Genomic DNA, 21,463 nt, shown 5'->3' on the forward strand with positions numbered 1-21,463 from the left:
TTTAATATATTAATTATCAACGAAATAAAATTAGTGATTTACATTCGCTACATCTTTTGGATCGTGCTTGTGTTTGAACAAAAATGCAAAAAGTAAGGCAAGAACCAACGCATATGCCGCAAAGGCCAACCAAATATTTGGCCAGTCTCTTAACATAACAGCGGATGATAAAGTACCATCTGAATTTACTGCAGAATTAAATGTATTTTTAAGAATATCTAAAAAATTCTGATTATTAGGTGTTGTATCCAGATAAGACGATAATGTTGTCGCGTCCGTAAATTTATGGGTGAAAAATTTATCAATTGCCCAACCCGCAATATTACTTCCGAAAAAAGCTCCAAAACCGTTAGTCATCATCATGAATAATCCTTGAGCAGAAGAACGTATCTTTTTATCTGTAGTCGTTTCCACGAAAAGCGACCCTGAAATATTAAAGAAGTCGAAAGCCATACCGTAAACGATACATGATAATATAATCAATGAAACTCCATATCCATCGGGAGTTCCATAAGCAAAGAATCCGAATCTCAATACCCAGGCAAACATCGAAATCAACATTACTTTTTTAATTCCGTATCGTTTTAAAAAGAAAGGTATAGCCAAAATAAACAAGGTTTCAGAAACCTGAGAAATTGACATGACAATCGTTGATCTTTGAACTACAAATGAATCTGCATATTTAGGAAAATGAGAAAATTCGCTAAGAAAAACATCACCATAAGCATTGGTAAGCTGTAATGCAGCTCCTAAAAGCATCGAAAATCCAAAGAACAACGCCATCTTATAGTTCCCGAATAATTTGAAGGCATTAAGTCCTAATTGTTCAAATAAAGGTGCGCTTTTATCGATTAGTTTCTGTGGTGGACATTTCGGCAAGGTTAAAGCATAAATTCCTAAAATAATAGCTGCAGCACCTCCAATGTAAAACTGACCTTCTGTAGCTTTATTTCCTGTAAGATTGGTAACCCACATTGCTACAATGAAACCGATTGTTCCCCAAACACGAATCGGAGGAAAATCTTTAACAACATCCAAATTACTATTCTTTAGAACAGTATACGAGATTGAGTTTGCAAGCGCAATGGTCGGCATATAAAAACACATTGCTACAAGCATTACATAATAAAAAGAATCAGGGTTTTCTGTATGAGGTAAAAAGAAAAGAACCACACCATACAAAATTTGTAAAGCCGAAAAAATTCTCTCTGCGTTTACCCAACGATCGGCAATAATTCCGGTAATAGTCGGCATAAAAATGGAAGCAATCCCCATGGTTCCGAAAACAGCACCAAACTGTGCTCCGTCCCAATGCTTTGTGCCAAACCAGAAGTTAGCCATCGTAATCAGCCACGCTCCCCAAACGAAGAACTGTAAAAAGCTGAGGATGGTCAGACGTAATTTTAAATTCATAAGTCAGTATAAAATATCTCTTTAATCAATTTTCTTTTTTCTCCTCTTGATTTCTTCCTGAATCTCTAAGGCTGTATCATAATCTTCTTCTTTTACTGCTTCTTCAAGCAATTTTTGAAGCTCTTCCATGGAAACAGATTTTAAATTATCTTCCGTAGAAACTGTTTCGGAAAACGATTGCTCTTCTTTAGCCACTTCTTCCAGTTCGAGAAGAATTCCGGCTTCATTCAAAACCTGCTGGGTAGTAAAAATAGGGGCATCAAAACGTACTGCCATTGCGACCGCATCAGAAGTTCTTGCATCCAGGATCAATTCTTCTTCTGTAGCTTTATTTTTAAAGTTAATATTAGAGAAGAAAACTCCATCTACAATCTGATAAATGATCACAGAAATCAGTTCATAATTAGCAGAAACAATAAATTTGGTGAATAAATCATGTGTAAGAGGACGGGGCGGATGAATATCTTTCTCCAGACCAAGAGAAATGGATTGTGCCTCGAAATTTCCTATAACAACAGGTAATTTTATATGTGTTTCTTCATGTTCCAATAATAATGCGTACGCTCCTGATTGTGTCTGGCTGTACGATATTCCGCGAATAATTAGCTGTTTATAATCCATAACTACAAATATAGATTAATTTTTCATAGTTGTTTTCACTTTTTTAGACAAAAATAAAAGCTCGGAAGCCGAGCTTTTATTCGTATTTTGAAGGTTTACAATTTGTGAATTATTTATACTTCATGAGTTTAATTTATAAAGCAAAATTCACTTTTAATTTTATCCTTTTAATGCTTTAATTTTCTCCGTCAAAGCAGGAATAATCTGGAAAGCATCTCCTACTACACCGTAGTCAGCTGACTTGAAGAACGGCGCTTCTGCATCACTGTTGATTACTACGATAGTTTTAGAAGAGTTAACACCAGCTAAATGCTGAATCGCTCCGGAGATCCCTACTGCAATATAAAGATTTGGAGAAATTGCTTTACCTGTCTGTCCCACGTGTTCTGTGTGAGGTCTCCATCCGATATCTGAAACTGGCTTAGAACAAGCTGTAGCAGCTCCTAAAACATTGGCCAACTCTTCGATCATTCCCCAGTTTTCAGGACCTTTCAATCCTCTTCCCGCAGAAACTACGATTTCAGCTTCTTTTAAGTCTAATTTTCCAGAGCTTTGTTCATGAGAAATTACTTTAGTATCTTCATTAGCTACTGAAAGATTTTTCACTTCTTCAGAACCTGAAACAGCGTTTTCTTTAACACCAAAAGCATTTTGGGAAACTGTAATGATAACTCCTGTCCCTTCAGCTTTTGCATGCATGAACCCTTTTCCAGAGAAAGATCTTCTTTTCACCTGAAATGGAGAAAGACTTTCCGGAGCAGCAATTGCATTAGTGATTAAAGAATGTCCGTTCATGATCGCCAGCATAGGAGCGATAGAAGAAGCATCTGTGGTATGAGGGAAAACGATGATATTTCCGTTTGCCACTTCACTTACAGCCTGTGCATAAGCTTTAGCTGAAAAATTTTTAAGACCTTCGTCTTTGATGTTGATTACATTTGAAGCTCCATATTTGTATAATAAATCTGAAGAATCCGTTGGGTTTACGGAGATCGCCGTAACTGTTTCACCAGCCTGATCTGCGATCGCTTTAGCATAAGCAACAGCTTCAAAAGCCGCTTTTTTGTAAACTCCGTTTATATTTTCTGCGTATACGAATACTGCCATTTTGTTTAAATTTAAAAATTAAAAGATTTAATGATTAAAAGATTAGATTACTTTCGCTTCTTCGTGAAGTAATCTCACCAATTCATCCAAATTATCCGGAGAAACCAATTTCACAGCAGCTCTTGGCGGAACGCTGTCATAAGAAACTCCCTGCACCTTCACTTCAGAAGAAGTAGGCTCAACAACCTGCAAAGGTTTTGTTCTTGCAGACATAATTCCTCTCATGTTAGGAATGATCAAATCTTTTTCATCCACTAATCCCTTCTGTCCAGCAATAACAGCCGGTAATTTTACAGAAATAGTTTCTTTACCACCTTCAATTTCTCTTACTGCAGTAGCCTCACTTCCGTTTACATCAAGACCTACAGATGCGTTTACGAAAGGCTGGTTTAGTAACTGAGCTACCATTCCCGGAACAGAACCTCCATTATAGTCGATTGATTCTTTACCACAAAGAATTAAATCATATCCTCCGTTTTGGGCAACAGCAGCAATTTCTTTTGCTGTAGAATAGCTGTCTTTCGGATCTAAGTTTACTCTTACCGCATCGTTTGCTCCGATTGCCAAAGCTTTCCTTACAACGGGTTCTGTAGCAGCATCCCCCACGTTGATTACCGTTACAGTAGCTCCTTGAGATTCCTGAAGTTTAACCGCTTTTGTTAATGCAAATTCATCTAATGGATTAATTACCCACTGAATTCCATTTTTGTCGAAAGCAGATTTGTCTGCTGTAAAGTTAATTTTGGAAGTAGTATCCGGAACACTACTAATACAAACTAATATTTTCATGTGTACTATATTTATTGTTTCTCTTTTTGTATAAAAAATTAGGGAATTTTATACTGAGATTTTGTTTGAATTAATTTTTGCTAATATAAATAAAATATATATTATGCATGCATAATACTTATTATTTTACTATTCAGCGCATTAGATGTATTTATTTACCGGGTTGAGATGCCCTAAATTCGATCTTACTGGGCAAAACTCTGGGATTCATTTTTAAAATATCCAATACCAAATTCCCCATATCTTCCGGCTGAATCTTCCAGGCATCTTTTTCCGAAGGAGTATTTCCATTGAAATGGGTAGCAACTGAACCCGGCATAATTACCGTTGATTTAATATTGTATTTTCTTAAATCAATCATTGCAGCCTGTGTAAATCCTACAACACCAAATTTTGAAGCATTATATCCCGTCCCATTTTCAAAGAAATTTGCTCCTGCCAAACTTGAGATGGTAATATAATAACCTTCTGTCTTTTTCAGTTCTTCTACAGAAGCTTTTAAAGTGTAAAAAACTCCCGTTAAATTCGTTTCGATCATCTCATTCCATTCTTCGGCAGAAAGTTCATCTACAGGTTTAAAAATTCCAAGTCCTGCGTTTGCAATCACAAAATCCAGTCTCCCGAATTTTTCTTTTATGTATTTTACAGCCTCACTTTCACTTTCAAGACTTCTTACATCGGAAACAATTCCTAAAACATTTTGGGAAATCTGTTTTAAATCCTGTTCCGCTTTTTCAACATCATCTCTTTTTCTTCCTGAAAATGCTACTGAAACTCCATTTTCAAGCAAAATTTTTGCAATCCCGAAACCTATTCCTTTCGTTCCTCCTGTAATATATACTACTTTATTTTCTATCATATTTATAAGTTTAATTCTTAAAAATAACAAAAACGCCCCAAATGGAGCGTTTTTCACAAGGTAAGATTTATCATCTTATTTTTTAATGAATTTCTCAGTAGAAACTCCATCTTTTGTTTCAATATTTATTAAATAGGTTCCAGAAGGTAAATTTTGCACATTCACTCTATTTCCTTCTAATTTAACACCTAGCTTTCTTCCCGTAAGATCTACAACAGAAACTGCATTGATTTTAGAATCTGTCTGGATATTTAAAATATCTGAAGTTGGATTTGGAAATACTGATACTTCAACATTTTTAATAACTTTAACATCTTGAACACCTAATGATGCACTACTTATATATTGTAAACTAAGGTTATCAACACCTGCAATATTAGCGACAGTATTGCCTGTCAATGTTGAAGAAATAAAGTCATATTCAACAGGGTCTAATCCAGGGCTTAAACTGTATGAAGTATTTGAGAAAGTAAACGTACCCTCTGGAGTAATCCATGAGTAAGCGCCAGTTGTTTTATCATATGTGAAAGAGACCGTAACCCAGGTATTTGCCGGATAAGTATTCGTTTGAGTCAAAGTAATAGAATAATACGAACTTACTCCCGTTGAAATTAGCGTCAACCTCCCTTTTCCTATAATTTTTTTAGTTGCGTAATCATATCCTACTCCTACAATACCACTCGTTGCATCATACAGATCTACAGATACTCTTCCAGCGCCAGTAGCAGGTCCCGTATAAATATCAATGGACCCTTTAACGATATTATTACCTGAAGTTGGTGTAACAGGAGTTATACTTTTAAATGCAAATCTGTTATAGGTATTTGCTGTAGCGCTATAATTATTACCACTAGTTAATCGTAAAGAATTACCGTGGGTCGCATCTATAGCAGCTATTTGATAGTCTGTAACAGCACCACCATAAATATAATAGCCTCCTTGCCCAGCTGTTGCACCTGTAAGATCTGTGGCTAAATTACCTAATGTAAGTGAATTGAAATTCTCAGTAACAATTGTTTGTGCAGACAATGTAAAACATACTGAAAATAGCGTACTCAAAAATAAAATTTTTCTCATAATATCTTCATTTTAAATTAAATATATGCTAAAAGTAACAAAAATATTTTAAATAAAAAAACATTTTATTACTTAAAATAAAAAATCCCTAAGAGTTTCTTAAGGATTTAATATCTAATTTTAAAATTATCATTTCGCATAATTCTCAAAAAACAAAGGGATACTTTCAATTCCTTTATAAAAATTGAAAAGTCCGTAATGTTCATTTGGAGAATGGATCGCGTCAGAATCTAACCCAAATCCCATCAAGACAGATTTAGCGCCTAAAACCTGCTCAAACATGGCCGTAATAGGAATACTTCCGCCCCCTCTGTATGGAAGAACTTCTTTTCCGAATGAAGATTCCATTGCCTGTTTTGCGGCTAAGAATTCTTTTGTATCTGTTGGCAATACGTAAGGCATTCCTCCGTGATAGGGTGTAATTTTAACTTTTACATTATCAGGAGCAATTTTCTCAAAATATTTTGTGAATTTTTCTGTGATTTCTTCCGGAGTCTGATAAGGAACCAAACGCATTGATATTTTTGCAGAAGCTTTAGAAGGAATAACTGTTTTGGCGCCTTCACCTGTATAGCCTCCCCAAATACCATTACAATCCAAAGTTGGACGGATAGATGTTCTTTCAAGCGTTGTGTAGCCTTTTTCACCTTCTACTCCATTTAATCCTATAGATTGTTTGAATTCTTCAGGGTTGTCTTTCAACTTATTCATATCTGCTCTGTCGGCATCAGAAACAGTTTCTACATTATCATAAAACCCGTCGATTGTAATACGACCATCTTCATCAATCAACTTAGCAATCATTCTTGAAAGCACATGAATCGGGTTTGGAACCGCCCCTCCGTATAGTCCTGAATGCAAATCCCTGTTTGGCCCTTCAATTTCTACTTCTACATAACTTAGCCCTCTTAATCCTGTTGTAACGGTAGGCTGTTCGTTACTATAAATATGAGTATCCGAAATCAGGATACAGCCGCAAGATAATTTCTCTTTATTTTCATTAACGAAATCCCCTAAGCTTACAGAACCAACCTCTTCTTCTCCTTCCAAAATAAATTTAACATTACAAGGCAAAGTATTAGTCTTCATCATGGCTTCAAAAGCTTTTAAATGCATGAAAAACTGTCCTTTATCATCTGCAGAACCTCTTGCAAAAATAGCTCCTTCCGGATGAAGCGGAGTTTTTTCAATATATGGTTCAAAAGGTGGTTTTGTCCATAATTCTAATGGATCAGCTGGCTGAACATCGTAATGTCCATACACCAAAACCGTTGGTAAACTTTCATCTAAAAATTTTTCCCCAAAAACAATAGGATATCCTTTTGTCTGGCAAACTTCTACATTATCCGCTCCAGCATTTTTAAGGTGTGTTGCCACTACCTCTGCACATTTTAAAACGTCATCTTTATACACAGGATCTGCAGAAATAGAAGGAATTCTCAATAACTCAAATAATTCATCTACGAAACGTTGTTTGTTTTCGTTGATGTAATTTAATGTCTCTTGCATTGTAAAATAATATTTTGTTAAAAGTAAAAAATTTGCCCCGCAGGAACAAACAAAAACATATAATTTTCCTCAGGTTTGTTATTTACTGAAAGTTAAAACCTTATCAATTTTATTTCATAAAAAAAGTCTCACATTTTTGCGAGACCTTCTTTATATTGTACTACTAATTAGTGTTCAGCTTTAGGAGCCTGAGCTTCTGCCGGTTTTGCAGGAACAGCCGCACTGTCAGTTTTTGGAGCTTCTGCCTCATGTTTTTCTGCAGTTGCTTCAGTGTGAGTTGCAGCAGCTTGATGACTGTGAGCTTCACCTTGTGGATCATCTGAATATCTTTCAGCACCTTCCTCAAGCTTCAAAGTATTCTTATTTCCTCCAGCCTGAATTTTTTTACAGCTTACCGCAACAGTCGCAAGAGCTAAACATATAACTAATTTTTTCATATGTAAAATTTATTTTTTTAAAGGACGTACAAAATCGCGTTATTTCAGCTGGTGATAATTATTTTAACAGCAAGCGATTTCATGCTTAAATTTTTGATTGCCCAAAATTAAGAAATCCTACATTTTTCGGCAACATTTTTATACTGATTTTATTATTATTTTTCCTTTTTTGGATTGTGTAAAAATAAGATAACTTTCACCACCGTCTTTTAAACTGTATTTCTTCTTTATTTCTTCCGGTTTTAAGGGATAGTTTTTTGAAATAATATTAAACTGGCTTTTCTTCTTAATATGTTTATTATCAATAATTTCAGTCTCTAAAATTCTTCCCGGAAATTCTTCTATTTTTTCACCTGAAGTATAAAGATGTGTGTTCGGATGAAGCTTTTTTACTTTAAATTTTTCCGAAATCAAATTAAATATTCCCGCCTTCAAAATTGAATTGTTGGGAATATAGATAAACTTTTCAGGTTCAGCATATTCTGAGTGAGCATCTTCTTCTTCCCCAAATTTAAATGTAACCGCAGGCTCTTCACTTTCTAAATTTACACAATTACAGACAATCTCTCTGGAAGCTTTACCCGATAAGAAAACAACCACTTCTTTTACATCATTTTTTAATGCAATAATATCAATTCTGGCAATATTTTGTAAAACAGAAACAAGATATTTCAAATCGATAAGCGGAGACAGTTTGATAACAATCTCATCAGCAATCGAAAGCAGTTTTTCCTGAATTTCAAGAATATTTGGTGAGAGATCCTCCAGCAAAAACACTTTGTTTTTATTGTTATCTCTTCGTGCAGGGTCTAAGTAAATCACATCAAACCTTTCCTCATTTTCATTAAGGAAATCTTCCAGTTTACGATTGATAAATTTTGCTTTTTTCCCTAAAACAGTCCAATTGTTCTTAACTATTTCCAAAAGTTCGGCATTTTGCTCTACTAAAGTAACCTCATCAAAATTTGCAGACAGATAATAAGCATCAATCCCAAAACCGCTCGTAAGATCAATAAACTTTTTTCCTTTTAAAATTTCAGATTTATAAAGAGCTGTTTTCTCTGAGGATGATTGTTCTAAATTGAGTTGTGGCGGAAAAACAATTCCTTCTTTCAATAAGAACGGAAACTTTTTCCTTGCGACCTGCTTTCCTTTGATCTGCTGAACGATTTCCTGCATAGAAACATCAGAAAACGGAGATTTTTTCAATAATAAGGAATGCAAATCCGTATTTAGATTTGCATTGATATATTTTTGAACCTCTTCTTTTAGAATTTCTTTACTCACAGATTCTTCCGGATTAAATATTTAGGGTTTATCTTTTATAAAAAATATAATCCGTTAATACAGGCTCTATTCCTTTTTGTTTTAATTGAGCATTTATTTGCCCTCTATGATATGTAGAATGATTGATCGCCTGAAAAAGCATTTCAAAAATAGTATTCTCAAATGTTGCTCCTCTTGAATTTTGATATGTTATTGCTTTGTCTAAATTAGAATCTTCAACAATTCTCATACTTTTTTCAAAATTCTGTCGGTTGATTTCATTTAAATTTTCAAAAGGATTAACCTGCCAAACTTCAAATGGTTTTTCATTTAAAACTCTTGAGTTCCAGATTTGTTGAGCATTTAAAGTATGATTGATTAAGCTGACTGTCTTTTCATCTGTTTTTTCAAGATTTTCAGCAATCACTTTTATCATTTCTCTATTAAAATGGTAGGTATATTCAAATAAATCAATTAGTTTTTCTTTCATTACTCAAACATTTCAGCCCAACGAACAGCTTTTATTTCGCGTTGATTATATAATTCGTCAATAGATTTTTTAACGTCTAATTTTGGATATAAGTTGACTCCAATCAATTTTATTTTTCCTTCTTCTATCCATCTTTGTTCTTCAAAAGCGTGATCGTAGATTTTCTTTTGAATAATGCCTTGCTTTAAAAGTTCTAAATAACCGCCCGCTTCTTCAATTTCTATGAATAAAGCCCAAGATTTTTCAGCGATTTGCTGTGTAACATCTTCCACGTAGTAACTTCCATTGGAAGCATCTTCAAATACATTGATAATACTTTCGTAAGCCAAAACAATCTGTTGTTTGAAAGAAATTTCTTCTGAATTTTCAGTGCTTCGGTCAACCAGATAATTATTACTGAAAACCGCATCAGCTCCTCCAATCATTGCGGAAGCCAGTTCCAACGTCGAACGGATCAGGTTATTTTCATTATCCGAAACCGCTTTATTTCTCAGTGAAGTCTCCGCAAAAATGTACGGAATTTCATCTAACCCATATTCCTTTGATAATTGATTGAAAACCATTTTAAAAGCTCTCAATTTTGCCATTTCAAAGAAATAATTTCCTCCGATAGCAATTCTGAAAATCAGTTTATTTAGGATTTCAGCTCCGTATATTTCAACCAATTCTTTTGTTTTGCCCAAAGCAATACCCAGTTGCTGATATATAGCTGCTCCGGCATTTTGATGAAGAGATATATCTACACAGATATTTCTTTTAAATTCTTTTGCCAACAACTCTTTTACCAGCTGATCATTGATTACTGATTCTTTTTCATCAAATACATCAATTAAAGAAAAATACTGATCTTCTTCTTTTGGACTGATATGTCCTGCCAAATCAACATTATTAACAAAAATTGTTTTCTGTTCCAGATTTTCTACATTTTGATCTAAAATAAATGCAAAAACATCTTCTTCCAGACTTTCGTGATATCTTGCCACCAAATGTGTACTTTCCTCTATTTTTGGCAGGTTTACCAAAGGTTTCTGTACCGAATCATAGAAAGGTTTCACTTGGATTCCTTCCAGATTTTCTTTGGTAAGAATAGAATAAATATCTTCTGTTTTAAGTTGTTTCTTTACTAGATTTTCCCAGGCTGTATTTGACATTGGTTATGGATTATTTTGTGAATTGTCAATCGTCAATTTTATTTCACAAGTAAATTATGAATTGACAACTTTCTCACATTCTTTTTATTAGATTTTTAGATTAAAAAAATTGACAAGCAAAGCGAATTAATCATTCACAATTCACTTTTTAAATTATTTTTTCGCCTTTGTGCTATCGACCACCAAAATAAAGATCTCTTCATTCGGTTTTTTCATAAAATAATTTTCTCTTGCGTATTTTTCTTTTTCAGATTTATTATTCATCAATTTTTTATAAAACGCATCATTTTTTTCATATTCGGTTTTATAATATTGAAGCTGATCTTCGTACTTGCTGATTTCCCCATTCAGTTCATTAATCACCAAGAACGAAGTTTTATCAAAGAAAATCATCCAAACCAGAAACAGACAAATGGTAAGGGTATATTTATTCAAAACATATTTTTGAATAAGCTTAAATGTCTCAGATTTTGGCTGAATGTCTTTAATAAGTTTGTTTTCTTTCATTTTAATGTTTTCTCAACGAATTTTTAATAACAGTAGTTAAAAAATCAATCGCTACGGAATTTTGCTTCATATTCGGGATAATTAAATCTGCTTCATTTTTTGAAGGCTCAATAAATTCCTGATGCATCGGCTTCAAAGTGGTCTGATAACGGTGCAGTACTTCATTCAGATCTCTTCCTCTTTCCTGAGTATCCCTCCTGATCCTCCTGATCAGTCTTTCATCGGAATCTGCATGAACGAATACTTTTAAATCAAACTCTTTCAGTAGTTCTTTGTTGGTAAGTACCAAAATTCCTTCTACAACCAATACATTTTTAGGTTCTACAGTTACATGATCTCCGGTTCTTCCATGGGTTACAAAACTATAGATCGGCTGTTCGATCGGTTCATTGTTTTTTAAAGCCTTCACATGTTTTATCAACAGATCAAAATCGATGGATTTGGGATGATCATAATTTAAAGCTTCTCTTTCCGCTAATGTAAGATTATGATTATCATGATAGTAATTGTCCTGTGAAAGGATATTCATTCCTTCGATGTCAAGCTGCTGAATGATCTTATCAACAACCGTAGTTTTGCCGGATCCTGTACCTCCTGCAATTCCTATTACAAGCATTCTTTTTTGTTTCTTTATAGTTTTTACAAATATACTATTTTAGATGAATGCAAATAAAATAAATGAAGATGCTTTTCATTCTGTGCTATCTGTAGGGTAATATTTATTCTGTTATATTTCATTAAAAAATAAAGAGTCTTTTAGCTGATAAACAATACCCAAAATATTTCGTCAATTTAAAATTTCTTCCGAAATTTGATTGCTTTTAGTTAAAAAATTATGGAAATCAAAAATATAGATCATCTTGTATTAACGGTTGCTGATATTGAAAAATCGATAGAGTTTTATACTCAGATTTTAGGTTTTGAAGTCGTTACTTTTGGAGATAACAGAAAAGCGCTCACTTTCGGAAATCAAAAAATCAATCTTCACCAAAAAGGAAAAGAGTTTGAACCTAAAGCAGATCACCCTACTCCTGGTTCAGCAGATTTATGTTTCATTTCCAAAACAGATATTGATGATGTTCTAGAAGAATTACAGCAGAAAAACATTGAAATCACAGAAGGAATTGTTGACAGAACGGGAGCATTGGGAAAAATAAAATCAGTATATTTCAGAGATCCGGATTTGAATTTGATTGAAGTAAGTAATTATTTATAAATGATAGATATAAACCATCCTAATTCTGAATTTATCTTTCAAGCTGGTGCATTTACAGATAGAATCAAGAGATTTTGTCAGAAATATATTTTAGAAACGTTTGAACAACGAAAAATTACTTTTCAGGATATGAAAATTGAAGCCTTACTATTGCAGGAATTTTCAGAAATCCATTTTAAAGAAAATTTATCTTCTATTTCTAAACTAGTAAATGATTTAAATAAAGAAATTGATAAACTAGAAGTTATCAAATATTATTAGTGAAGAGGGAAATTGTACCGTTTGTAATATAAAACTTAAAACATTCGATACTTTAATCAAAGAAAAAAATTTCAGACTTATGACTGTATGTGAAAAATGTCCTAATGAAATTTATAATATTATCAATCAACTTGATTGGGCAACAGGAGCGGCATTTATATAAATACAAAAACTATATGACACCAATTGAAAAATATCTTGAGCATTTAGATAACATCTTTCAACAAGAACCTGAATTTTATAATAATGACAGTCTAATTGAAGGCATTAAAGGTGTGACTTCAATTGTTTACAGAGATATTCCCGAAAAAGGTTTTATAACAGCAATTACTTATGGATTATCACTTGTAAAACATCCTGATTGGAAATTAGGAAGAGCAGAATTATGCATTTCTGTCGAGTCTGAAAATTTAGATTGGGGGATTGTATCCGGCTTTATTGCCAATCAACTTAGAGGAAAATCAGCATTTTGTTATGGAGAAACAATCAATTTTGGCGAACAAATAAGTGAAGATTCTGAAATGGATGCTTTCTTAATATTTTCCCCCTGCACTTTAGATAAAAAAGAAGATTACTTAGATATCAATATTGGAACAGATTACAAAATCAATATTGCAGGTCTTCACCCAATTTATTCTGAAGAAATCGAAGTTTACAATCAAATAGGTTTAAAAGAATTTTGGTTTCATCCGGATTTTGACATTTATAATGTGAAAAGAAAAAAAATCAAAATATAATTTCTCTTTACACTATATCAAATATTTACCCCATGAATATTCTTTACTTCCGCCATCACAAAAGTACTATGTGTGCTCCCGATAGAATCTACAGAGCCTAATTTATTAAAAACAAAATCCTGATAGTGCTTCATATCTCTTACCTGCACTTTCAGCAGAAAATCAAAATCCCCGGAGATATTATAGCATTCCGCGACTTCATCAATCTGTACAATATCTTCAACAAATTGATTTCCGACAGAACGGTCATGTATTTTTAATTTTACCTGACAAAAAACGGTAAAACCACGGTTCAGTTTTTCAGCTTCCAGAACGGCAGCATAATGTTTAATATACCCTTCCTGCTCCAGTCTCTTCATCCGTTCAAAAACAGGAGAAGCGGATAGGTTAACTTCTTTCGCCAACTCTTTTACCGTTAGTTTTGCATTTTTTTGAAGGATTCTCAGCAGCTGAAGATCCTTTTCATCCAGTCTTTCCACAGAATAATATTCTTTTTTTGATTTTAATTTTCAAATTTACAGAATAATAATCTTTTAAAATAAAATAAACTAAAACAAAATTCTTATTTTAATCATTTAAACAAATTAATATGCTTTAATTATTATTTTTGAATCCTATTTTGTTCTTTAACATACTTCATCAAACGGAAAAGGTTTTACTTAAGGTAAATTAATTAGGGAATCGTGTGAGAATCACGAACTGTCGCGCAACTGTAAGTAACACGCCAAAGGTTTTTGTCCGCGTATATCCACTGTGCAAACGGGAAGGATGACAACAACTGTTACAAGTCAGGAGACCTGCCTATTCCGAATTGACAATGCTCTCGCGGTTTGGAGTTTTTGGTTAGACAGATGATATTTTGGAAATGTATTTGAGTTTTGAATTTGAATTGATTTTAAATTTTGAAACGCAAAGTTTTTTATTATAACTTATTATTTTTTAAGGAGCAAAGAATTGCGACTTCGTCGCTGATGAAGCGTATGGATAAAACGTCCGCTTCTTACAATCAATGAAATTGATTACTCTTTGCTCACTTAATTATCAAGAAAGTTTAATTAAACTTTGCGTCAAATAAATAAAAAACATACAATTATTATCTAAAAAAATACGTCTTCACTATATCTTATCAATTCCACAAAACTTTTTCCCACAAGAGCATTATGAAGCATCTGAAGAACTTTTAAAATCATTGTTTAATTTAAAAGTTGTAAGAAATGCAAACACACCTTCTTGGCTATCCGCGTATTGGTAGCAACAGAGAACTCAAAAAAGCCTGCGAGCAATATTGGACAGGCAAAATTGAATTAAATGATCTATTAAAAGTCGGGGAAACCATTACTCAAAGTAATTGGAAACTTCAGCAAGAAGCAGGAATTGACCTTATTCCCTGTAATGATTTTTCATATTACGATCAGGTTTTGGATATGACTTTAACGGTTGGAGCCATTCCTGAACGTTATCAGGAAATTGCATTAAAAAAGCCTGAACTGGATCTGTACTTTGCAATGGCAAGAGGTTTCCAGAAAGACGGTTTGGATATTACCGCCATGGAAATGACGAAATGGTTCGATACCAATTACCATTACATTGTTCCTGAATTTCAGAAAAACCAGAAATTTAAATTATTTTCCAATAAAATCACCAAAGAATTCATCCGCGCTAAACAGTCCGGAATCAATGCAAAACCTGTAATTATCGGTTTGCTGACATATTTGTTGTTAGGAAAAGAGAAAGAAGAAGGTTTTGATAAATTGGATTTAGCGCAAAACTTATTACCTGTTTATATTCAGATTGTAAAGGAGCTTGAAAATCACGGGGCGGAATATATTCAGTTTGATGAGCCATTCTTAGCTTTAGATTTAACTGAAAAAGCAAAGGAAACTTATCAGTTTATTTATGCTGAAATCAGAAAACAATTCCCCAACCTAAAATTCATTGTTACCACTTATTTTGAAGGGTTAAAAGACAATCTTCCATTAGTTACTTCCCTACCTGTCGATGTTTTACATATTGATTTGGTTCGTTCTCCTGAACAATTGGATGAAGTTTTAAATACCATTCCCAATACTCTAAACCTTTCTTTGGGTATTGTAGACGGAAGAAACATCTGGAAAAACGATTTCCAGCATTCATTACAGTTGATTAAAAAAGCGGTTCAGAAAATCGGCTCGGAAAGGATTTATATCGCACCATCATGTTCTTTATTACACTCTCCTTTCGACTTGGATGCTGAGCAAAATGAAGAAGTCTTGTCTCCTGAGATCAAACAATGGATGGCTTTTGCCAAACAGAAAGTCTATGAGGTTGTCAATTTAAAGGAATTAGCCTCAGAAAACCCAGATTACAATACACTTCAAATTTTGGCTGAAAATAAAAAAGCCATTGAAAACCGTAAAACATCTGCATTAATCCACAATCAGAATGTGAAAACCCGTGTCGAGGTAACAACGAAAGAGGATGCACAGAGAAATTCACCATTTACGATAAGAAAAGAAACTCAGCAAGACGTATTACAACTTCCTTTGTTCCCAACAACTACTATCGGTTCGTTTCCCCAAACAAAAGAGGTGAGAAACTGGCGTTCGAAATTCAAGAAAGGGGAATTGAATGCTGAACAATATGATACTTTGCTAAAACAGGAAACCGAAAGAACGATCCGTTGGCAGGAAGAAATTGGGATTGACGTTCTTGTGCACGGAGAATTTGAGCGAAACGACATGGTGGAATATTTCGGGGAACAATTAGCCGGATTTGCTTTTACTCAAAATGGTTGGGTCCAAAGCTACGGAAGCCGTTGTGTGAAACCTCCGGTTATTTTCGGAGATGTTTACAGACCGAACCCAATGACGGTATATTGGTCGGAATACGCTCAATCCTTAACAAAAAAATGGGTAAAAGGAATGTTGACGGGACCTGTAACGATTCTTCAATGGTCTTTTGTACGTGACGATCAGCCACGTTCACTAACCTGCAAACAGATCGCCTTAGCGATTCGTGATGAGGTAAATGACCTGGAAAAAACAGGAATCAGGATTATCCAGATTGATGAACCGGCAATTCGTGAAGGTCTTCCATTAAGAAAATCCGACTGGCAGAGTTATCTGCAATGGGCAGTTGAAGCTTTTAGAATTTCGGCAAGCGGTGTGGAAGATGCTACCCAAATTCATACGCATATGTGTTATTCTGAATTTAATGACATCATTCAAAATATAGCCGATATGGATGCCGATGTGATTACGATTGAATGCTCCAGAAGCCAGATGGAATTATTAAATGCCTTTGCAGATTTCAAATATCCGAATGAGATCGGACCGGGAGTTTATGATATTCACTCCCCAAGAGTTCCGTCTAAAGAGGAAATGGTGGAATTGTTGAAAAAAGCTCAAGCCGTTATTCCTGCACGGCAGCTTTGGGTAAATCCTGATTGCGGTTTGAAAACCCGTCATTGGGATGAAACAAAAAAGGCGTTGATTGCGATGGTGGAGGCTTCGAGGGAAGCAAGTGAAAACTTTTTGAAAGAAAAGACTTTATAAATTTATACATTGATTTTGATTTGAAGGGCAGAAGTTTAGACTTCTGCTTTTTTGTTATCAACCTTTAGCAAATTATTATTAATAATAAAACTGTTTTCATAAATTCGATAAAAATTAATTTACCAAATTTTACATGAATCAGTTTTTTATCACACTAACGCTATTATTTTCAATTCTATCATATTCACAAGATTTTATTTTTGATGATGGATATGATTTTAATAAATATAATAAATCAATTAAAAATTATAAAGTTTATCAATATTTGGATAATGACAGTACAAATATTAAACTAACAAGAACAGTAAAATTTGATGATAAAGGACGTAAAATTTTTGAATCAACTAATAATTATAAATTTTCAAAGCTAACAGGAATTGAAAACTATATTACAAACTCATTCTATATTGATAGTTTATTGTATAAAACAGAAACTACATATCCTAACTCTATAAATAAATATTTTAGCACTTTCAGATATAATAGTAAAAAGCAACTGATCAGCATCACTTCAAAAAAATTTGAAAAAGGGTTTAAAACGAAATATAAAAGAAGTTCTGCAGGAGATTTAATAGATGAAGAAGATTTTGAAACTAAAGCTAAATGGACAACTGATTTGAAAAAGTATTTTGAATATGATAAATCGGGAAGATTAATAAAAACAACTATTCCTGAAAAATTTAAGAAAAGTCAAAATATTTATTACTATTATTACTTAGAAAACACCCCTATAAAAATAACGTCATATGATAAAAACCGTTTAGTTTGGGATGAATATCGTGAATATCATAATAAAAATGATTACGATTATATAAGAATATGGCCTGATTATGATTTTAAAATTTCAGAAATATGTAGAAGCATTGGAAAAGTAAGTTTTAAATATGACAATCAAAATAACTTAATTGAAATATCCCAACCTGATTATACAGGAATCATAGGTAATATGAAAATAAGATTCTCATACAGTAGGGAAAATTTATTAAAAAAAGTAGAAATCATATCTGTTGATAACCAAATAGAATTAACAAGTTTGTATATATACGATTAAAACAAATTAATAATCAAAAACTTACGTTTTTCTAAATAAATTTTCTTAATTTTGCACCCCGAAAATAAGGGATAGAAAATATGAAAAAAATTGGCGAGCACAGAAAACTTTTAGGAGTTGATCAGAATGTAACTTTAAAAGAGCTGAAAACCATTTACAGAAATGCGATGAAAGATACGCATCCTGATAAGTTTATCAATGATGAAGCTGGACAACTGAAAGCAGAGGAAAAAAGCAAATCTGTAATTGAAGCTTACCATTTTTTAGTAAGTATCAATCCGGAAACGCAGGAGAAATATAAAGAAGAATATACAGAAACGATTACCAAATTCAATATTCAGGATTTTTATCTTGAGAAATCGATTCTTACTGTCCTTCACCTGAATGGAGTTTCTTACGAATATATGGGCGTTCCGAAAAACACCTACATTAAGATGATCAATTCGGATTCACCAAGCCGTTTTGCAAGAAGACATATTTATGGAAATTTTGTGTTCAGAAAAGCTGGCGAAGTGATGCAGGATTAATTCTGAAACAATCAACTGTATAAAATAAAAAAACCGTATGTTCAATGAGATACGGTTTTTATTTATCGTTTTTTGAACGTTTACATTCCGTTCAGATAGGTTTTTATGGTTTCCAACACTCCAAAACGGTCATTGGAACAGGCTTCAAATTTTGCCACTTCTTTTACCGAAGGGTGAGCGTTTTCCATGGCATAGGAATAACGGGCATTTTTAAGCATTTCAATATCGTTTAGGTAATCACCGAAAGCCATCGTCTGCTCCGGAAGGATATTCAAAGACTTCTGCAATTTTTCAATAGCATTTCCTTTATTGGTATGCTTGTTCATAATATCCAACCAGTTTTTCCCCGAAACTACCACTACTAAATCTTCATCTTCAAACTTTTTCAAAGCTGGGTATAAAAATTCTTCAGCACTTACCGGATGATAAACTGCAATTTTGAAAACCGAATCGTTCACTTCCTGTGTAAGATCTTCTTTTTTCTGATTTTGAGTATAGTATTTGGAAAAATAATCTACAAAAGTATGATCACTGCTCTCATAATAAGAACTTTCTTTTGCACTTAAAACCGCTCTTGCGCCAGGAATTTCTCTAACTGTCCGAATAATATCAGCAATTGAATTTTGACTAAGCTTATCCGCAAAAATCTCTTCATTTTTATATACGATATATCCTCCGTTTTCAGCGATAAAACCTATTTCATTCTGGATTTCTCCAAAATATTTGGTAATTCCCGACATCTGTCTCCCGCTTGCAGGAACGAAAAGAATATCCCGTTTTTTCAGTTCTTCATATACCGCTGGAAAATCCGGACTTACTTCATATTTTGAATTCAAAAATGTCCCGTCCATATCGGTTACAATCAGCTTTATATCCTTCATAAAATTCTTTTTTCTTCTTCTTATTTCTCAAACCTTATACAAATATAGACTTTAAAATCTTAAAGAGAAGTTCAGTCTTTATTATCATTAAACGGTTTAATTTTAATTTTTTTTAATATGAAATCCTTAATCAATAAGATAATTAAATTCTTTTCTGTATTGTGAAGGACTTTTTCCTGTGTACTCTTTAAATGTTTTATTAAAGTAGCTGAAGTTATTAAAACCGGATTCAAAACAGACTTCAGTAATGCTTAAAGGCTGTTCCGCGAGGAGTTTTAATGAATGGGTAATCCTGTATTCATTCACAAACTGTGTGAAGGTTTTATTGGTTATCTTTTTAAAATAGCGGCAAAAAGAAGGAACTTTCATGTTCGCTAGATCAGAAATCTGTTCCAAGCTAATCTGTTCTTTAAAATGATCTTTTACAAAGTTGAAAATATGATTGATTCTTTCATTGTCTTCCACCTGTGTCTGAAGATAATATTTTCCGGCGTTCAGAATTCTGTATTCATGGGTTGAAGCCAGTTCTTCCAGGATTTTAAGAAACTTCACCAGCTTGTCCAAAGCTGAAGATTCATGCATTTCCACAATTTTCAATCCGATCTCTTTTTTTATCTTTTCTGAGAATACAATGCCTGCTTTTGCTTTTTCCAGCAGAACCGTAATTTTCTGCATCTCGGGCAAAGTCCAAATCTCTTCTCCTAAAAAATCGGGCTTAAACTGAATGACCATTTCATAATCATTATTAGTATTTTCATTCGTCATTCCACAGTGCGGAAGATTTGTTCCCATTAAAACCAGATCTCCATCCGAAAAATAGGATATATTACTTCCTATTTGTCTTTTTCCTGAGCCTCCACATACAAAAATGAGCTCAATTTCAGGATGATAATGCCAAACATGTGATTTAATGTTTTCATTTTTCTGAAACTTTAAACTCGTAAAACTGCTTCCTATATTAGGTTTTACGGCTTCGAAGGCGGGATGAGAATGTTTCATATCGGTTGAAATAATTTCATACACAAAATTAACAAATAATATTTAAATAATTAATTTAAAGGTTAAAATAGTACATAAATATGAAAATTGTATGGTAGAATAGTATTGGTAGCGCATCTAAATTTGCAGTATTAACAAATGAAAAAATAAATAGTATGAAAAAAGTATTTAGATCAGCTTTATTAATAGGTTTTTTATCTATTTCAGCAAGTATGATGAGTAAAGACAGAGACTTTTCACTTTCATTTGGAAAAACAGAAGCAGAAACTGTACAATTTGAAGTATCCAATGCAAAAAATGTATCTGTCGTTATTTACAACGATACTTACGGCGAATTGTTTTCTGAAGATTTAGACTCGGATAATAACGTAACCAAGTCTTATAATTTTAAAGATCTGGATTCGGGAGTTTATTTTTTACTGTTAGAATCTGATAGAAAAATAGAAAAATATAAAATAAGAGTAAGTTCCGACAAAAAAGTGATCATTGATAAAAAGCCTGTCGCTGAAATCATGAAACCGGAATTTCTTGTGAATGGTAATAAAGTAAAATTACTTTTATCCGGTTTAAAAAATACCGCAAAGATTTCCGTATCTGATTTCTCCGGTACTATATATTATAATGCTACGAAACCGGCAATTGATGGTAAACTGGAAATTACTTTCGATTTAAACCCGAAAACTGCGGACAACTACATTATCAGCGTGGAAGAAAGTGGAAAGGTTTTTAATAAGACAATCAGTCTGAAGTAAAAAATACTTCTGATAAATATTTTTTATATAGTTTAATTTTAAAGTCAGATTTTTCAGTAAATCTGGCTTTTTTCTTTACTTATATTTAAGCTATTATATTTTTATTCTCTTTTTCAATAACATTAACATACTATTTGGAGATTCCTCCTTCGTCGGAATGACATCGTGGATAATTCGTATAATGGTATCTACACTCAAAATTATATCAGGACTTTGCTTTCAAATAATATTAACAGACTTTGCTTTGAGATTCCTCCTTTGTTGGAATGACATTGTGGAT

23 protein-coding genes and 1 riboswitch are annotated in these 21,463 nt (G+C 33.2%); of the genes, 7 read left to right on the forward strand and 16 right to left on the reverse strand.

Annotated features, from left to right (window positions below):
• Positions 1-30: 30 nt before the first annotated feature.
• The 13 genes from P0Y62_04955 to udk all read right to left on the reverse strand — a co-directional run bounded on the left by P0Y62_04955 (position 31) and on the right by udk (position 11,842).
• Positions 31-1,413, reverse strand: coding sequence for a nucleoside permease (locus P0Y62_04955; GenBank protein ID WEK70904.1), 1,383 nt, complete (start codon positions 1,411-1,413; stop codon positions 31-33).
• A 21-nt stretch (positions 1,414-1,434) separates the two neighbouring features.
• Entirely contained in the window at positions 1,435-2,034 is a 600-nt protein-coding gene (locus P0Y62_04960) for a bifunctional nuclease family protein (protein WEK70905.1), read from the reverse strand.
• A 159-nt stretch (positions 2,035-2,193) separates the two neighbouring features.
• Positions 2,194-3,141 (reverse strand): electron transfer flavoprotein subunit alpha/FixB family protein, encoded by a 948-nt coding sequence (locus P0Y62_04965; protein ID WEK70906.1) that lies wholly within the window; start codon positions 3,139-3,141, stop codon positions 2,194-2,196.
• A gap of 42 nt (positions 3,142-3,183) precedes the next feature.
• Positions 3,184-3,930, reverse strand: a complete 747-nt coding sequence (locus tag P0Y62_04970) for an electron transfer flavoprotein subunit beta/FixA family protein (protein WEK70907.1) — start codon at positions 3,928-3,930, stop codon at positions 3,184-3,186.
• A gap of 151 nt (positions 3,931-4,081) precedes the next feature.
• Positions 4,082-4,789, reverse strand: a complete 708-nt coding sequence (locus tag P0Y62_04975; protein ID WEK70908.1) for an SDR family oxidoreductase — start codon at positions 4,787-4,789, stop codon at positions 4,082-4,084.
• A gap of 75 nt (positions 4,790-4,864) precedes the next feature.
• Positions 4,865-5,866: a T9SS type A sorting domain-containing protein gene (locus P0Y62_04980; GenBank protein ID WEK70909.1), complete on the reverse strand. Its 1,002-nt coding sequence runs from the start codon at positions 5,864-5,866 to the stop codon at positions 4,865-4,867.
• 129 nt (positions 5,867-5,995) lie between these two features.
• Positions 5,996-7,375 carry a dipeptidase gene (locus P0Y62_04985; GenBank protein ID WEK70910.1) on the reverse strand — a complete coding sequence of 460 codons (1,380 nt, stop codon included), beginning with the start codon at positions 7,373-7,375 and terminating at the stop codon, positions 5,996-5,998.
• A 167-nt stretch (positions 7,376-7,542) separates the two neighbouring features.
• Positions 7,543-7,812 carry a hypothetical protein gene (locus P0Y62_04990; GenBank protein WEK70911.1) on the reverse strand — a complete coding sequence of 90 codons (270 nt, stop codon included), beginning with the start codon at positions 7,810-7,812 and terminating at the stop codon, positions 7,543-7,545.
• Positions 7,813-7,950: 138 nt separating this feature from the next.
• Entirely contained in the window at positions 7,951-9,099 is a 1,149-nt protein-coding gene (locus P0Y62_04995) for a class I SAM-dependent methyltransferase (GenBank protein WEK70912.1), read from the reverse strand.
• 28 nt (positions 9,100-9,127) lie between these two features.
• Complete coding sequence (locus tag P0Y62_05000) at positions 9,128-9,568, reverse strand: DinB family protein (GenBank protein ID WEK70913.1); 441 nt, start codon at positions 9,566-9,568, stop codon at positions 9,128-9,130.
• Entirely contained in the window at positions 9,568-10,719 is a 1,152-nt protein-coding gene (locus P0Y62_05005; GenBank protein ID WEK70914.1) for a methylmalonyl-CoA mutase family protein, read from the reverse strand. Before P0Y62_05005 ends, P0Y62_05000 begins: the two co-directional genes overlap by 1 nt.
• A 153-nt stretch (positions 10,720-10,872) precedes the next feature.
• On the reverse strand, positions 10,873-11,226 hold the full coding sequence (locus tag P0Y62_05010) for a septum formation initiator family protein (GenBank protein ID WEK70915.1): 354 nt from the start codon (positions 11,224-11,226) through the stop codon (positions 10,873-10,875).
• Position 11,227: 1 nt separating this feature from the next.
• A complete protein-coding gene (udk, locus tag P0Y62_05015) occupies positions 11,228-11,842 on the reverse strand; it encodes a uridine kinase (protein ID WEK70916.1) in 615 nt (204 codons plus the stop codon).
• A gap of 219 nt (positions 11,843-12,061) precedes the next feature.
• Between udk and P0Y62_05020 the strand changes: the two genes are divergently transcribed.
• The 3 genes from P0Y62_05020 (at position 12,062) to P0Y62_05030 (ending at position 13,440) form a co-directional block, all read left to right on the forward strand.
• On the forward strand, positions 12,062-12,442 hold the full coding sequence (locus P0Y62_05020) for a VOC family protein (GenBank protein WEK70917.1): 381 nt from the start codon (positions 12,062-12,064) through the stop codon (positions 12,440-12,442).
• Positions 12,443-12,703: a hypothetical protein gene (locus P0Y62_05025; GenBank protein ID WEK70918.1), complete on the forward strand. Its 261-nt coding sequence runs from the start codon at positions 12,443-12,445 to the stop codon at positions 12,701-12,703.
• A 104-nt stretch (positions 12,704-12,807) separates the two neighbouring features.
• The gene (locus P0Y62_05030; GenBank protein WEK70919.1) at positions 12,808-13,440 is read left to right on the forward strand and encodes a suppressor of fused domain protein; all 633 of its coding nucleotides are present in this window, start codon (positions 12,808-12,810) and stop codon (positions 13,438-13,440) included.
• A gap of 17 nt (positions 13,441-13,457) precedes the next feature.
• On the opposite strand, the gene P0Y62_05035 is transcribed toward P0Y62_05030, so the two are convergent.
• Positions 13,458-13,919: an Lrp/AsnC family transcriptional regulator gene (locus tag P0Y62_05035; GenBank protein WEK70920.1), complete on the reverse strand. Its 462-nt coding sequence runs from the start codon at positions 13,917-13,919 to the stop codon at positions 13,458-13,460.
• A 154-nt stretch (positions 13,920-14,073) separates the two neighbouring features.
• Positions 14,074-14,260: riboswitch (cobalamin riboswitch) on the forward strand.
• 394 nt (positions 14,261-14,654) lie between these two features.
• Between P0Y62_05035 and metE the strand changes: the two genes are divergently transcribed.
• The 3 genes from metE (at position 14,655) to P0Y62_05050 (ending at position 18,551) form a co-directional block, all read left to right on the forward strand.
• Positions 14,655-16,973 (forward strand): 5-methyltetrahydropteroyltriglutamate--homocysteine S-methyltransferase, encoded by a 2,319-nt coding sequence (gene metE / locus P0Y62_05040; protein ID WEK70921.1) that lies wholly within the window; start codon positions 14,655-14,657, stop codon positions 16,971-16,973.
• 133 nt (positions 16,974-17,106) lie between these two features.
• The gene (locus P0Y62_05045; GenBank protein WEK70922.1) at positions 17,107-18,024 is read left to right on the forward strand and encodes a hypothetical protein; all 918 of its coding nucleotides are present in this window, start codon (positions 17,107-17,109) and stop codon (positions 18,022-18,024) included.
• An 80-nt stretch (positions 18,025-18,104) separates the two neighbouring features.
• Positions 18,105-18,551 carry a KTSC domain-containing protein gene (locus P0Y62_05050; protein ID WEK70923.1) on the forward strand — a complete coding sequence of 149 codons (447 nt, stop codon included), beginning with the start codon at positions 18,105-18,107 and terminating at the stop codon, positions 18,549-18,551.
• Between the two features lie 80 nt (positions 18,552-18,631).
• Here the strand turns inward: P0Y62_05050 and P0Y62_05055 are convergent, their stop codons facing one another.
• Together P0Y62_05055 and P0Y62_05060 are read right to left on the reverse strand one after the other, a co-directional pair.
• Complete coding sequence (locus tag P0Y62_05055) at positions 18,632-19,432, reverse strand: Cof-type HAD-IIB family hydrolase (GenBank protein WEK70924.1); 801 nt, start codon at positions 19,430-19,432, stop codon at positions 18,632-18,634.
• A gap of 126 nt (positions 19,433-19,558) precedes the next feature.
• A complete protein-coding gene (locus tag P0Y62_05060) occupies positions 19,559-20,431 on the reverse strand; it encodes an AraC family transcriptional regulator (GenBank protein ID WEK70925.1) in 873 nt (290 codons plus the stop codon).
• Between the two features lie 155 nt (positions 20,432-20,586).
• On the opposite strand from P0Y62_05060, the gene P0Y62_05065 reads away from it, so the two are divergent.
• Positions 20,587-21,183, forward strand: coding sequence for a hypothetical protein (locus tag P0Y62_05065; GenBank protein WEK70926.1), 597 nt, complete (start codon positions 20,587-20,589; stop codon positions 21,181-21,183).
• Positions 21,184-21,463: the final 280 nt, after the last annotated feature.

Origin of the sequence: Candidatus Chryseobacterium colombiense, from assembly GCA_029203185.1 — a bacterium.
Classification (GTDB): domain Bacteria; phylum Bacteroidota; class Bacteroidia; order Flavobacteriales; family Weeksellaceae; genus Chryseobacterium; species Chryseobacterium colombiense.